At 60.9% G+C, this 13486-nt stretch carries 15 protein-coding genes; 6 read left to right on the top strand and 9 right to left on the bottom strand.

The window, feature by feature from the left end; all coding sequences use genetic code 11:
- Nucleotides 1-286 precede the first annotated feature (286 nt).
- From hemA to JFT63_RS14905, 6 genes are all read left to right on the top strand, one after another.
- Nucleotides 287-1576, top strand: a complete 1290-nt coding sequence (gene hemA, locus JFT63_RS14930) for a glutamyl-tRNA reductase (protein WP_057701697.1) — start codon at nt 287-289, stop codon at nt 1574-1576.
- Complete coding sequence (gene prfA / locus JFT63_RS14925; protein WP_057701696.1) at nt 1573-2655, top strand: peptide chain release factor 1; 1083 nt, start codon at nt 1573-1575, stop codon at nt 2653-2655. Before hemA ends, prfA begins: the two co-directional genes overlap by 4 nt.
- Complete coding sequence (gene prmC, locus JFT63_RS14920; protein WP_198844222.1) at nt 2656-3486, top strand: peptide chain release factor N(5)-glutamine methyltransferase; 831 nt, start codon at nt 2656-2658, stop codon at nt 3484-3486.
- Complete coding sequence (locus tag JFT63_RS14915) at nt 3480-4235, top strand: molybdopterin-synthase adenylyltransferase MoeB (RefSeq protein WP_198844221.1); 756 nt, start codon at nt 3480-3482, stop codon at nt 4233-4235. Before prmC ends, JFT63_RS14915 begins: the two co-directional genes overlap by 7 nt.
- On the top strand, nt 4228-5022 hold the full coding sequence (gene murI, locus JFT63_RS14910) for a glutamate racemase (RefSeq protein ID WP_198844220.1): 795 nt from the start codon (nt 4228-4230) through the stop codon (nt 5020-5022). Before JFT63_RS14915 ends, murI begins: the two co-directional genes overlap by 8 nt.
- A 111-nt stretch (nt 5023-5133) precedes the next feature.
- Nucleotides 5134-5652 (top strand): acyloxyacyl hydrolase, encoded by a 519-nt coding sequence (locus JFT63_RS14905; protein WP_057701692.1) that lies wholly within the window; start codon nt 5134-5136, stop codon nt 5650-5652.
- A gap of 113 nt (nt 5653-5765) precedes the next feature.
- On the opposite strand, the gene JFT63_RS14900 is transcribed toward JFT63_RS14905, so the two are convergent.
- Genes JFT63_RS14900 through JFT63_RS14860 form a run of 9 tightly spaced genes read right to left on the bottom strand, consistent with a single transcriptional unit; the run spans nt 5766 to nt 13485 of the window.
- Complete coding sequence (locus tag JFT63_RS14900; protein ID WP_032803249.1) at nt 5766-6071, bottom strand: YkgJ family cysteine cluster protein; 306 nt, start codon at nt 6069-6071, stop codon at nt 5766-5768.
- Between the two features lie 55 nt (nt 6072-6126).
- A complete protein-coding gene (locus JFT63_RS14895) occupies nt 6127-6618 on the bottom strand; it encodes a DUF2878 domain-containing protein (protein ID WP_198844219.1) in 492 nt (163 codons plus the stop codon).
- Entirely contained in the window at nt 6611-7882 is a 1272-nt protein-coding gene (locus tag JFT63_RS14890) for an SAM-dependent methyltransferase (protein WP_198844218.1), read from the bottom strand. The genes JFT63_RS14895 and JFT63_RS14890 overlap by 8 nt, the downstream gene beginning before the upstream one ends.
- Nucleotides 7869-8678: a DUF1365 domain-containing protein gene (locus tag JFT63_RS14885; RefSeq protein WP_057701689.1), complete on the bottom strand. Its 810-nt coding sequence runs from the start codon at nt 8676-8678 to the stop codon at nt 7869-7871. The genes JFT63_RS14890 and JFT63_RS14885 overlap by 14 nt, the downstream gene beginning before the upstream one ends.
- The gene (locus JFT63_RS14880) at nt 8675-9922 is read right to left on the bottom strand and encodes an NAD(P)/FAD-dependent oxidoreductase (RefSeq protein WP_198844217.1); all 1248 of its coding nucleotides are present in this window, start codon (nt 9920-9922) and stop codon (nt 8675-8677) included. The genes JFT63_RS14885 and JFT63_RS14880 overlap by 4 nt, the downstream gene beginning before the upstream one ends.
- On the bottom strand, nt 9919-10701 hold the full coding sequence (locus JFT63_RS14875; RefSeq protein WP_057701687.1) for an SDR family NAD(P)-dependent oxidoreductase: 783 nt from the start codon (nt 10699-10701) through the stop codon (nt 9919-9921). The genes JFT63_RS14880 and JFT63_RS14875 overlap by 4 nt, the downstream gene beginning before the upstream one ends.
- Nucleotides 10698-11120 (bottom strand): nuclear transport factor 2 family protein, encoded by a 423-nt coding sequence (locus JFT63_RS14870; protein ID WP_198844216.1) that lies wholly within the window; start codon nt 11118-11120, stop codon nt 10698-10700. Before JFT63_RS14870 ends, JFT63_RS14875 begins: the two co-directional genes overlap by 4 nt.
- Nucleotides 11113-12555 (bottom strand): deoxyribodipyrimidine photo-lyase, encoded by a 1443-nt coding sequence (gene phrB / locus JFT63_RS14865; protein ID WP_198844215.1) that lies wholly within the window; start codon nt 12553-12555, stop codon nt 11113-11115. The genes JFT63_RS14870 and phrB overlap by 8 nt, the downstream gene beginning before the upstream one ends.
- On the bottom strand, nt 12556-13485 hold the full coding sequence (locus tag JFT63_RS14860; RefSeq protein ID WP_186559310.1) for a MerR family transcriptional regulator: 930 nt from the start codon (nt 13483-13485) through the stop codon (nt 12556-12558).
- Between the last annotated feature and the right edge of the window lies 1 nt (nt 13486).

The following is a 13486-nucleotide window of genomic DNA, read 5'->3' as shown; positions in this document are numbered from 1 at the left end:
ATCATCATGACACAAGCCTTCGGCCAAACATAACCGGGGCACTCGGAATACGACTATTGCTGCCTTTTGCCTTGCCTTTGTAGGAGCGAGCTTGCTCGCGAAAAACCTGAGAGCGCCGCTGGGCGTCAGGCTTACCGCGTTATCGTTGACGATTTTCGCGAGCAAGCTCGCTCCTACTAAGAGGCGATGATAGGCATAAGGTATAGGGACAATAGACGACGGTGGTTGTTCTGGATCTTTCGAAGTAGGACAATTGTCGGCTTCCCGACATCATCAGCGATATTGAATGGCCTTCCTCGCACTCGGTATTAACCACAAGACTGCCTCCGTAGACGTGCGCGAGCGCGTGGCGTTTACCCCTGAGCAGTTGGTTGAGGCCTTGCAGCAGCTCTGCCGGATCACCGACAGCCGCGAAGCTGCGATCCTTTCGACCTGCAATCGCAGCGAGCTCTATATAGAGCAGGAACATCTCTCGGCGGATGTGGTGCTGCGCTGGCTGGCCGATTATCACCATTTGAGCCTCGATGACCTGCGCGCCAGTGCTTATGTGCACGAAGAGGATGCGGCAGTTCGTCACATGATGCGCGTGGCGGCCGGTCTCGACTCGCTGGTGCTGGGCGAGCCGCAAATTCTTGGGCAGATGAAGTCTGCCTACGCCGTGGCGCGTGAGGCCGGCACGGTCGGTCCGCTGCTGGGGCGTCTGTTCCAGGCCACCTTCAATTCGGCCAAACAGGTGCGCACCGACACGGCGATCGGCGAAAACCCTGTATCGGTGGCCTTTGCCGCTGTCAGCCTGGCCAAGCAGATTTTCAGCGACTTGCAGCGCAGCCAGGCGCTGCTGATCGGTGCTGGTGAAACCATTACCCTGGTCGCGCGGCACCTGCACGATTTGGGCGTGAAGCGCATCGTGGTCGCCAACCGCACGCTTGAACGGGCGAGCATCCTTGCCGAACAGTTCGGGGCTCATGCGGTGTTGCTGTCGGACATCCCGGCTGAACTGGTACGCAGTGATATCGTCATCAGTTCCACCGCCAGCCAGTTGCCGATTCTCGGTAAAGGCGCGGTCGAAAGCGCGTTGAAGCTGCGCAAGCACAAGCCTATTTTCATGGTGGATATCGCCGTTCCGCGGGATATCGAACCAGAAGTCGGCGAGTTGGACGACGTTTACCTCTATAGCGTCGACGATTTGCATGAAGTCGTCGCCGAGAACCTCAAAAGCCGCCAGGGTGCTGCCCAGGCCGCCGAAGAAATGGTCAGCACCGGCGCAGAAGATTTTATGGTGCGTCTGCGTGAATTGGCGGCGGTGGATGTGCTCAAGGCGTATCGTCAGCAGGGCGAACGCCTGCGTGACGAGGAGCTGAGCAAGGCCCAGCGTTTGCTCGCCAACGGCAGCAGCGCCGAAGAGGTGCTGATGCAATTGGCCCGTGGCCTGACCAATAAACTGCTCCATGCACCCAGTGTTCAGTTGAAAAAGCTTACCGCCGAAGGCCGCCTCGATGCGCTGGCCATGGCCCAGGAACTCTTTGCCCTCGGTGAGGGCGCGTCAGACAGCTCTTCGGATAAAAAACCGCAATGAAAGCGTCACTGCTCAATAAACTGGACGTGCTCCAGGACCGTTTCGAAGAACTGACCGCCTTGCTCGGCGACGGCGAGGTCATTTCTGATCAGGCCAAGTTTCGCGCTTATTCCAAGGAGTACGCCGAAGTTGAGCCAATCGTAGCCACCTACAAAATGCTCACGAAAGTACAGGCTGACCTCGAAGGCGCTCAGGCGCTGCTCAAGGACAGCGATCCGGACATGCGTGAAATGGCCGTGGAAGAAGTCCGCGAAGCCAAGGAAAAGCTCGCCGAATTGGAGGGCGACCTCCAGCGTATGTTGCTGCCCAAGGACCCCAACGATGGGCGCAACGTGTTCCTCGAAATCCGCGCCGGCACGGGGGGTGACGAGGCGGCGATTTTCTCCGGCGACTTGTTCCGCATGTATTCACGCTACGCCGAACGACGCGGTTGGCGGGTCGAGATTCTGTCCGAGAACGAAGGTGAGCACGGTGGCTATAAAGAAGTCATCGCCCGAGTTGAAGGTGACAACGTCTACGGCAAGTTGAAGTTCGAATCCGGTGCCCACCGCGTGCAGCGTGTGCCGGCCACGGAATCCCAGGGCCGTATTCACACCTCGGCGTGCACTGTGGCCGTGTTGCCCGAGCCGGACGAACAGGAAGCCATCGAGATCAACCCGGCGGACTTGCGCGTTGATACCTACCGCTCGTCGGGCGCCGGTGGCCAGCACGTCAATAAGACCGACTCGGCGATTCGGATTACCCACTTGCCATCGGGCATCGTGGTGGAATGCCAGGAAGAACGCTCCCAGCACAAAAACCGGGCGCGGGCGATGTCCTGGCTGTCGGCCAAGTTGAACGACCAGCAAACCAGCGCCGCCGCCAACGCCATTGCCAGCGAGCGTAAGTTGCTGGTGGGCTCGGGCGACCGTTCCGAGCGTATCCGTACCTACAACTTTGCCCAGGGGCGGGTAACCGACCATCGGGTCAACCTCACCCTTTATTCCCTGGACGAGATTCTCGCCGGCGGCGTGGATGCGGTAATCGAGCCGTTGCTCGCTGAGTACCAGGCTGATCAGCTGGCCGCGATAGGTGAATAAATGACCATCATTGCCAGCCTGCTGCGCGCCGCCGACCTGCCCGATTCGCCCACCGCGCGCCTGGATGTGGAACTGCTGCTGGCCGCCGCCCTGGGCAAGTCCCGCAGTTATCTGCACACCTGGCCGGAAAAGATCGTCAGCAGCGAAGATGCCCTGACCTTTGCCGATTACCTGCAACGTCGTCGCAGCGGCGAGCCGGTGGCCTATATCCTCGGCCAGCAAGGGTTTTGGAAGCTGGACCTGGAAGTCGCACCGCACACGTTGATCCCGCGCCCGGAAACCGAATTGTTGGTGGAAGCTGCACTGGAGTTGCTGGCTGCTACCCCCGCCAAAGCGCTGGACCTGGGCACCGGCAGCGGCGCCATTGCCTTGGCGTTGGCCAGTGAGCGCCCGGCCTGGCAGGTTACCGCTGTCGATCGCGTGCTCGAAGCCGTGGCCCTGGCCGAGCGCAACCGCCAGCGCCTGCACCTCAATAACGCCACAGTGCTGAACAGCCATTGGTTCAGTGCTCTGCAAGGCGACCGCTTCGACTTGATCATCAGCAACCCGCCTTACATCGCCGACAACGATCCGCACCTGGTGGCGGGTGACGTGCGGTTTGAACCGGTCAGCGCCCTGGTGGCCGGGCCTGATGGCCTGGATGATTTGCGTCTGATCATCAATGAATCACCGGCCCATCTGAATGCCGGTGGCTGGCTGTTGCTTGAGCATGGCTACGACCAGGCGCTGGCTGTGCGTGACTTGTTGCTGGGCCAGGGCTTTGAAGGCGTACACAGCCGTATCGATCTTGGTGGTCACGAACGCATCACCCTGGGGCATCGCCCGTGCTGACCGACCAGGAGCTGTTGCGCTATAGCCGGCAGATTCTGTTGCAGCATGTCGACATCGACGGGCAGTTGCGTCTGAAACAGAGCCGTGCGTTGATCGTCGGCCTCGGTGGCCTGGGCGCTCCGGTTGCGCTTTATCTTGCCGCTGCCGGCGTGGGTGAGTTGCACCTGGCGGATTTTGACACGGTGGATTTGACCAACCTGCAACGCCAGATCATCCATGACACCCACAGCGTAGGGCAGACCAAGGTCGATTCGGCCATGCGTCGCCTGAGCGCGATCAACCCTGAAATTACGTTGATCACCCATCGCGTGGCGCTGGATGCCGACTCGCTGGTCTGTGCAATCGGCGCGGTGGACGTGGTGCTCGATTGCAGTGACAACTTCTCTACCCGCGAAGCGGTGAATGCGGCCTGCGTCGTGGCGGGCAAGCCATTGATCAGTGGCGCGGCCATTCGCCTTGAGGGGCAATTGTCGGTATTCGATCCGCGTCGCGTCGACAGCCCGTGCTATCACTGTTTATACGGGCATGGCAGCGACACCGAGTTGACCTGCAGCGAAGCGGGTGTGGTCGGGCCGTTGGTGGGGCTGGTCGGTAGCCTGCAAGCGTTGGAAGCCTTGAAGCTGCTGGCAGGTTTCGGTGAGCCGCTGGTGGGTCGCCTGCTGCTGATCGACGCCTTGACCACGCGTTTTCGCGAGTTGCGCGTCAAGCGCGACCCTGGCTGCAGCGTGTGTGGAACCCGGCATGGTTAAGGGCGCGCCCATCGGTGTGTTCGATTCTGGCGTCGGCGGCCTGACGGTGCTGGAAGAAATTCAGCAGTTATTGCCCCATGAATCGCTGCTGTACGTGGCCGACTGCGGGCATATCCCCTATGGCGAGAAGACGCCGGCGTTTATCCTTGAGCGTTCTCGAACCGTCGCCGAGTTCTTCCGCGAACGCGGCGCCAAGGCGTTTGTGATCGCGTGTAACACCGCAACGGTCGCTGCCGTTGCCGATTTACGCCAGGACTACCCCGACTGGCCGCTGGTCGGCATGGAACCTGCGGTCAAACCTGCTGCTGCCGCTACCCGCAGCGGCGTGGTGGGGGTGCTCGCCACCACCGGTACGCTGCAAAGCGCCAAATTCGCGGCCCTGCTCGACCGCTTTGCCACTGATGTGCGAGTGGTTACCCAACCCTGCCCGGGTCTGGTTGAGCTGATCGAAGCAGGGGATCTGAACAGCCCCGCCTTGCGCACGCTGTTGCAGGGCTATATCGAGCCGCTGCTCAGCGCCGGTTGCGACACCATCATCCTGGGTTGCACCCACTATCCCTTCCTCAAGCCGCTCCTGGCGCAGATGCTGCCCGCCAGCATTATCCTGATCGACACCGGCGCCGCCGTGGCACGCCAGCTCAAGCGCTTGCTGGATGAGCGCGACTTGCTGGCGACTGGCAATCCGGAGACTGCACAGTTCTGGACCAGCGGCGATCTGTCTCACCTAAGAAATATCCTACCGACACTCTGGACACATCCCGGCGTTGTGCGAAAATTTGGCCTGTGAAAATTTCGTGAAATAACGCTGAAAAAAGCTGAACTTCTGGCTACACGCCAGCTTCTATAGGCCGTTAGCCTGTACAAAACTTAATAAACTAGTTCGCAAAGGATGTTTCTGATGAAGCGCTTGTTCTGTTTGGCCGCGATTGCGGTCGCTATGTTGGGACACTCTGTTTCAGCCCAGGCCGCCGGCCTGGAGTTCGGCCTGGGAAGCACCAGCGATTCGACGCTGACCTATCGCTTGGGTCTGACTTCCGATTGGGATAAAAGCTGGATGCAGAGCAACGTCGGCCGACTGACCGGCTACTGGAGCGGCGCCTATACCTATTGGGAAGGTGACGATCGAGCAGGCGCGAGCAGCCTGTCGTTCTCGCCGGTATTTGTGTATGAGTTTGCCGGCGAGTCGGTCAAGCCTTACATCGAAGCCGGTATCGGTGTGGCGGTGTTCTCCCGCACGCGGTTGGAAGACAACAACATCGGCCAAGCCTTCCAGTTCGAAGACCGCCTGGGTTTCGGCCTGCGATTTGCCGGTGGGCATGAAGTGGGCATTCGTGCCACGCATTATTCCAACGCCGGTATCAGCAGCAATAACGACGGGGTTGAGAGCTACGCGTTGCACTACACCATGCCGTTGTAGGCAATGTAACGCACTGTAGGAGCGAGCTTGCTCGCGAAGAACGTCAACGATAACGCAGTGAATCAGGGTCGTGGCGCGTTCGGATTTTTCGCGAGCAAGCTTGCTCCTACAGGTCAGCGATAGACCGTGGCGATGCCTTCGCGTTCTTCAAGGCATTCCGGCGCACCCATCTCGAACTCCCGGCAAATCAACGGTCGCAGCGCATAGATCGTGCACATCATCGTGTCTCGATCCAGTGCGGCGCACCAGCCGTCGTCCAGGCGCAGCATCACTTCGCCGCCCCACTCATCGGTATCGATAAAGCGCTGCGGCACGCCCGTGTCGGTGATCAGCATGACTTCCAGTTGGCAGCAACAGGCTGCGCACGTCGAGCAAGTGACGGCCGGTTCAGTGATTTGAATATGGGGGATGTTGGTCATAGCCGCGCAGTGTAAGGCAAGTGCGTTAAACGCGTATGAGCGCTCGGACAAAACGTCAGTGTTCCAGCCTGCGTGCTAGCCCGTGCAGCAGGGGAAACAGCATGGCCCATAACAGCGCCAGGCCGATCAGGGTCGTCGTCGTACCGTAACCAAAACCCACACCAGCCAATTGGCTGCCTGCGTAATAAGACAACGGCCCGCCCACCGCGCCCAACAGGCTGGCAAGCCACCAGGGCCGCGCGCTCCAGGCCAGGCAATGGCGCAGCGTTGTGGCCAGCAACGCCCAAAGCACGATCAACCAGAATGGAATCAACGGCCCGGGCTCGTTGAAGTGGAACACGCCCAGGCTGCGCAGCAGCGTGTCCAGCAATGTGCCTGCCAGTGTCACGTTGAGCACGAGCAGGCCGTCATCTGCCGGCGAACTTATCCACAGCAGATGCACCCCCAGTGCCGCCACGCCCACCAGCAGCCATAGGCTGTCGCCGCCGATTACGCAGGCAAACCAGCCGCACTGAAACAGCGCGGCATTGGTCAGGGTTTTAAGCACTGAAGCGCCCGAGCAGCGGCGGGTTGATCGCGGCCGGTTTGGCCAGCAGCAATTGTGCGGTACCAATGGTGCGTTCCATAAACCCGCCTTCGCAATAGCACAGGTAGAACTCCCACAAACGCAGGAAGTACTCGTCGTAGCCCAGTTCTGTGAGACGGCCATGGGCGCGGCGGAAGTTTTCATGCCACAGGCGCAGGGTACGGGCGTAGTGCAGGCCGAAGTCCTCCATGTGCAGCAGGTTCATGTCGGTGTCGCGGCTGACGATGTGCAGCATGTTCTGCACACAGGGCAGGGCACCGCCGGGGAAGATGTAGCGCTGGATAAAGTCGACGCTGCGCTTGGCCTGCTCAAAGCGCTGTTCGCGAATGGTGATGGCTTGCAGCAGCATCAAGCCGTTGGGCTTGAGCAAATGCGCGCATTGTTTGAAATAGGTCGGCAGGAACCGATGGCCCACCGCCTCGATCATCTCGATTGACACCAGCTTGTCGTATTCGCCTGTGAGGTCGCGGTAATCGCTGAGCAGCAAGCTCACTTGCTCTTGCAGGCCCAGCGCCTGGATGCGTTTTTCGGTGTAGGCGAATTGTTCCTTGGATAAGGTCGTGGTGGTGACCTTGCAGCCATAATGCTGCGCCGCATATAGCGCCATGCTGCCCCAGCCAGTGCCGATTTCCAGCAGATGGTCGCTGGGTTTGAGCGCCAGTTTCTGGCAGATGCGCTCCAGCTTGTTCAGTTGCGCTTGTTCCAGCGTATCGTCGGGGGTCAAGAACTGCGCCGCCGAGTACATCATGGTCGGGTCGAGAAATTCTTCGAACAGGTCGTTGCCCAGATCGTAATGGGCGGCGATGTTTTTCTGCGAGCCCTTGCGAGTGTTGCGGTTAAGCCAATGCAGGCCTTGGGTGAACGGGCGGGCCATGCGCGCCAGGCCACCTTCCATGGCGTCGAGCACTTGCAGGTTGCTGACCATCACCCGGACCACAGCGGTAAGGTCGGGGCTGGTCCAGTAACCGTGGATATACGCCTCGCCGGCGCCGATCGAACCATTGGCGGCCACCAGGCCCCAAACCGCCGAGTCGAGAATCTGAATCTCGCCCAACAGGTGCGCTTCCCGTGCGCCGAACACTTGCCGCTCGCCGTCTTCGATCACCACCAATTGGCCGTGACGCAGTTGGCTGAGCTGGCGCAGCACCGCCTTGCGCAGCAGCGCAGCGGTCATGCCGTTGACGTTCAGGCGGTTAGCCTTGACCGATAAGCTAGGGGATTTCATGGCGGCGATCCTTGGTATACCCGACTGCGGTGCGAGAGGCGCCATCGGCGGCCCGGTGGGAGAAAATCGGTGTGCGTTTGAGCAGCAGGCGCAAGGCTTGCCAGTAGATGGCCAGGCAAGTCTTGGCGGTCATCCAGGGGAAGCGCCACAAATAGCGATGCAGGCTGGCGCGGCTGAGTGCGTGTTTTTCCAGGCTCAAGGTGGCGTCGAAGACTTTTTGCGCGCCCTGCCAGTCGGCCATGTGTACACCGAGCCGGGCGGCGGGCGGGCTGAAACTCATGCGGTATTCCAGGTCACGCGGCAAGAAGGGCGACACATGGAACGCCTTGGCCACAGCGAAGTGCTGGTGCTCATCGGCCCCGAGGGGCTGGGCCGGCAGGATGTAGTGATAGCGCTCGCGCCATGGCGTGTTGGTCACTTCACACAGGATCGCGGCCAGCTGCCCGTCGGCTTCGAAACAGTAGAAGAAACTCACCGGATTGAACGCCAGGCCCCAGCTGCGGGCCTGGGTCAGCAGGCAGATAGCGCCCTGGGGTGTACGTCCCAGAGCCTTGCCGACTTCTTGGCGCACCGCATCGCTCAAGCTCATGCCATGGCGCGTCAGTTCACGCAGGTAATCCTGCTGGCGAAAGCCGAAGGGCGCCAGGCGACTCGCTCCGGCCAACGGCGAGAGCGCCAGTACTTGATCCTGCTCGCTGAGGTCCAGGTACAGCAGGCCAATGCGGTAGCGAAAGGCGTGGGCCCTGGGCGTAAACCGACGATGGGCGATCCAGCCGCTGTACAAGGCGCTGTTCACAGGGTTTCCCCAAACGCCTGGGCCACGCGCAGAGCGCTGACCACGCCGTCCTCGTGAAAGCCGTTGGCCCAATATGCGCCGCAATAGAAGGTGTTGCGGGCACCGTGCAATTCTTCCCAGCGTGCTTGAGCGGCCACGGCGGCCAGGCTGTACTGCGGGTGGGCGTAGGTGTAGCGCGCGAGGATCTTCAGTGGGTTGATCATTTGCGTCTGGTTGAGGCTGACACAAAAGGTGGTGTCGCTGTCGATGCCCTGCAGGATGTTCATGTCGTAGGTGACGGCGGCCTGATTTTGCGAGTTGCCGGTCAGCCGGTAATTCCAACTGGCCCAGGCCAGCTTGCGGTCGGGCAGCAAGCGCGTATCGGTGTGCAGCACCACATCGTTGTCGGCGTAGGGCAGGGCGCCGAGGATCTCTCGTTCGGCCTGGCTCGGGTCTTCGAGCAACGCCAGGGCTTGATCACTGTGGCAGGCGAATACCACACGGTCGAAGGTTTCGCTGCCGGCCGGGCTGTGGATAACCACCCCATCATCGGTGCGCTGCACTTTATGCACAGGGCAATCGAGGCGCACATGTTCGCGAAAGCTGCGGCTCAGTGGTTCGATGTAACTGCTTGATCCGCCTTCGATCACGCACCATTGCGGCCGGTTGTTGACCGATAGCAAACCGTGGTTTTTGAAGAAACGCACGAAGAATTGCAGCGGGAAACCGAGCATGTCCGAAAGGGACATCGACCAGATCGCTGCCCCCATCGGCACGATGTAGTGGCGGATAAATCTTTGGCCATAACCGCCGGCTGCAAGGTAGTCGCCGAGGGTCATCTCGGCGCTGATACGCTGCTCTTGCAGGTCCAGAGGCGCCTGGCGATTGAAGCGCAGGATATCGCGCAACATGCCCCAGAAACCCGGTGACAGAATATTGCGGCGCTGGGCAAACAGGCTGTTGAGGTTGTTGCCGTTGTACTCGAACCCGCTGCTTTGGTCGCACACCGAAAAACTCATTTCGGTGGGTTTGAACTTCACGCCGATCTGGCCCAGCAACTGGATGAAGTTGGGGTAGGTCCAGTCATTGAACACAATAAAGCCGGTGTCCACGGCATGGCGTTCACCCTCCACGGTAACCTGGACGGTGTGCGTATGCCCGCCGATGCGGTCGCCCGCTTCGAACACGGTGATGTCGTGGCGGCGGCTGAGCAGGTAGGCGCTGGTCAGCCCGGCGATACCGCTGCCGACAATGGCGATCTTCACAGATCATCCTTTTTCGGTGGTGGGCTGCGCAACATGCGCTTGCCGATGATCAGTTGCGCGCGATTGGGCAGCTTCGACAGCGGCCACAGGGTGGCGATGAACATGGCCGGGAAGGCGATCTCCAGCGGGCGTTTTTCCAGTTTTGCAAAGATGTGCCGCGCCGCCTTGTCGGCGGGCCAGCTCAAGGGCATCGGGAAGTCGTTGCGCTCGGTCAGCGGGGTGTCGACAAAACCGGGACTGATCACGGTGACGTCGATATTTTCCGGCGACAGGCTGATGCGCAGGGACTCGAACAGGTAGCGCAGGCCGGCCTTGGATGCACCGTAGGCTTCGGCGCGGGGCATCGGCAGGTAAGTCACGGCGCTGGCCACGCCCACCAGGTGCGGAGTACGCCCGGCGCGCAACAGTGGCAGAGCGGCCTCGATGCAATAACTACTGGCCAGCAGATTGGTGCGCACCACATGCTCGATGATCGATGCATCAAATTGCCGGGCGTCGACATATTCACAGGTGCCGGCATTGAGGATCACCGTGTCCAGGGCGCCCCAGACCTGGGCGATGTGTTCACCGATCTCGCGCACGGTCTGGCTGTTGGTCAGGTCACCGGCCACCACCAGCACTTGCCCGGGATAACGATGGGCGAGAGCCTCCAGCGGGCCTTTTGTGCGGGAACTGAGGGCCACGTGCGCGCCACTGTTGAGCAGTTCTACGGCCAATGCTGCACCGATGCCACTGCTGGCGCCGGTCAGCCAATAACGGCGGGGCGATACAAGGCTCATCCCATTCTCCTTTTCAGCCAACTGATGACGCCGCCGACAATCGGCACATGTTCATAAAGCAATGCACCAGCATCGAAATAATCACGATGCTGATAAACCTTGTCGCGCCACATCAAGTGGGAACAGCCCTCTACCCGGATCATCTTGCCTGCGGCCAGGCGCGGATGACGAAAACTCATGATCCAGCGCAGGTAGCCTTCGCCTTCGGCGGTCTGGTCGACACCCTGAAACTCGAAATCCAGTTGGCCGACGTTGCTGTACAGCTGCGCGAAATAACGCTGCAGTTCTGGCAGCCCATGCACGTGATGCAGCGGGTCGGCAAATACGATGTCATCGCTGTACAAACTGCCGAGCAGGTGCAAGTTGTGCTTGTCCAGCGTAGCGAAGGTTTTGGCGAATTGGCGCAGGAAGTCACTCATGCTCAGCCATCTCCTGACGTGAAGGCAGGCGGCGAAAAGCGGCCAACGCGCGCTCCCGGGAGGCTTTGAGGTCGACGATGGCGCGCGGGTAATCCGCCACGCCAAACAAACCGCCGGCCGCTGCCGGGTTGTGCACTTCTTTTTTATTCAGCGTGACCAGTTCCGGCAGCCAGCGTTTGATGAAGACGCCGTCGCCGTCGAATTTTTCCGATTGGCTCAGCGGGCTGAAAATCCGGAAGTACGGTGCCGAGTCGGTACCGGTCGATGAGCTCCATTGCCAGCCGCCGTTATTGGCCGCCAGGTCGCCGTCGATCAGGTGGCGCATAAAGAAGCGCTCGCCTTCGCGCCAGTCGATCAGCAGGTTTTTGGTCAGGAACATCGCCACCACCATGCGCAGGCGGTTGTGCATCCAGCCGGTTTCCAGCAATTGGCGCATGGCCGCGTCTATGATCGGCAAGCCCGTGCGTGCTTGCTGCCAGGCGGCGAGGTCTTCGGGAGCGTCGCGCCAGGCCAGCGCTTCGGTTTCCGGGCGAAAGGCGCGGTGGCGGGATACCCGTGGGTAGCCGACCAGGATGTGCTTATAGAATTCGCGCCATAGCAGCTCGTTGATCCAGGTGATGGCGCCGATGTCGCCGCTTTCGAACTCGCCCTGGTTGGTTTGCAGCGCGGCGTGCAAGCACTGGCGCGGCGAAACCACGCCGGCGGCAAGGTAGGCGGAAAGCTGGCTGGTACCGGGTTTGGCCGGAAAGTCGCGCTCGTCTTTGTAATAGCTGATCTGCTGGTCGGCGAAGGCGTCGAGGCGGCGGCGCGCTTCGTCTTCACCGGCTGGCCAGAGGGCGCGCAAGGTTTCGCTGGGCGGCTCGAACCCGTCTACCGTAGTCGGCACCGGGTCGCTTTTCACGTCGAGCCTGGCCTGGGCTTTCGGCGTTGCCACCAGGCGCGGCAGGGCGCTGTGCAGGCGGTTGTAGCACACCTTGCGAAACTGGCTGAACACCTGGAAATAGGTACCGGTCTTGGTCAGTACGCTACCGGGTTGGAAAAACAGTTGGTCCAGATAGTGGTGAAACGTCACGCCGCGCGCTTGCAGAGCGTGGGCCACTGCGCTGTCGCGGCGGCTTTCGTGAATGCCGTATTCCTCGTTGACGTGCACCGATTCCACCGACAGATCCCGGCACAGCTCGCTCAGCACCGCTGGCGCCTGGTCCCAGGTGGCGGCGTGGCGGATTAACAGCGGGATGTTCAGTTCGCCCAGCGAACGGCTCAGGCATTGCAGGTTGCGCAGCCAGAAATCGACTTTGCACGGCGCGTCATCGTGGGCCAGCCACTGTTCTGGAGTGATCAGGTAAATGGCCGCGACGGGGCCGCGCTGGCTTGCGGCAGCCAGGGCAGTGTTGTCGTGCAGGCGCAAGTCGGTGCGCAGCCAGATCAGATGCATTTAGACAATTCCACGCTGGATCAATAACTGGTGGGCCGACAAGGGGTCTTGCGCCACGAACAATTCGGGGATGTCGCGGGCGAGCGCGGACAACTCGGCGTTGTGAATACACACGGCCGGGCCGGCAATCAGGGTTGGGCAACTGACACCGCCCAATAGTTTTGTGAGTGCCGACAAATGGAGGGTTTTACTCGAATACAGCAGTACTGCGCGGGGTCGCAGGTGTTCCACCGCCAGGGCCAATTCACCGGCAGGCAGCGGCCAGTCGAATACTTCCACCGGGCAGTCGGCGCTGCTGGCCAGCCAGGCACTGAGCCACAGGTGCGGCTCCAGCGGCAGGTCGGAATGGTTGACCAGCAACAGCGGTGCGCCGTGGAGTTGGCGATTGTTGTGATAAATCCGCGCGCCGAACTTGCTGCGCAACCATGACAGAAAAAAAACCCGCTCCATCTGCGCGCCGAACTGGCCCTGCCATTTCTGCTCCAGCTCCGTGAGCAGCGGCAGCATCAATTGCTCGCACAAGGTACGTGGCGGGTAGAGCGCCATGGCTTGGTTGAAAGCGTCGTCGACCCGACGTTCGGCCAGTTCGCTGATGGCATCCACCAAATGCTGGCGCAGGGCGTGCCACTCGTTTTCCATGGGTTCGGGGCTGGCCTGGGCTGAGTCGATCAAGCCTTTGACCTGGCTGACGGGCACGCCACGGTTAAGCCATGTAAGGATCGCATGGATGCGTTGTACGTGTTCGGCACTGAACAGCCGATGCCCCTTGGGTGTGCGCTGCGGCACGATGAGGCCGTAGCGGCGTTCCCAGGCGCGCAGGGTCACGGCGTTGACGCCGGTCTGGCGCGCCACTTCGCGGATCGGCAACCAGCCGTTTTCAAGGGCCAGGGCAATGTCTTCGCCGGGTTCGTCTAGCAGGGCAGCTTTCATG

Source organism: Pseudomonas sp. MF7453 (assembly GCF_016405455.1).
Lineage (GTDB): Bacteria > Pseudomonadota > Gammaproteobacteria > Pseudomonadales > Pseudomonadaceae > Aquipseudomonas > Aquipseudomonas paralactis.
This window is presented reverse-complemented; position numbering and strand designations above follow the sequence as displayed.

Bases quoted from the DNA above. Each gene is read 5' to 3' on its own strand.
- JFT63_RS14890 (WP_198844218.1), bottom strand. From the start codon at position 7,882: ATGAAATCCCCTAGCTTATCGGTCAAGGCTAACCGCCTGAACGTCAAC.
- JFT63_RS14860 (WP_186559310.1), bottom strand. From the start codon at position 13,485: ATGAAAGCTGCCCTGCTAGACGAACCCGGCGAAGACATTGCCCTGGCC.
- JFT63_RS14870 (WP_198844216.1), bottom strand. From the start codon at position 11,120: ATGAGTGACTTCCTGCGCCAATTCGCCAAAACCTTCGCTACGCTGGAC.
- JFT63_RS14905 (WP_057701692.1), top strand. From the start codon at position 5,134: ATGAAGCGCTTGTTCTGTTTGGCCGCGATTGCGGTCGCTATGTTGGGA.
- JFT63_RS14875 (WP_057701687.1), bottom strand. From the start codon at position 10,701: ATGAGCCTTGTATCGCCCCGCCGTTATTGGCTGACCGGCGCCAGCAGT.
- prfA (WP_057701696.1), top strand. From the start codon at position 1,573: ATGAAAGCGTCACTGCTCAATAAACTGGACGTGCTCCAGGACCGTTTC.
- JFT63_RS14900 (WP_032803249.1), bottom strand. From the start codon at position 6,071: ATGACCAACATCCCCCATATTCAAATCACTGAACCGGCCGTCACTTGC.
- hemA (WP_057701697.1), top strand. From the start codon at position 287: ATGGCCTTCCTCGCACTCGGTATTAACCACAAGACTGCCTCCGTAGAC.
- phrB (WP_198844215.1), bottom strand. From the start codon at position 12,555: ATGCATCTGATCTGGCTGCGCACCGACTTGCGCCTGCACGACAACACT.
- murI (WP_198844220.1), top strand. From the start codon at position 4,228: ATGGTTAAGGGCGCGCCCATCGGTGTGTTCGATTCTGGCGTCGGCGGC.
- prmC (WP_198844222.1), top strand. From the start codon at position 2,656: ATGACCATCATTGCCAGCCTGCTGCGCGCCGCCGACCTGCCCGATTCG.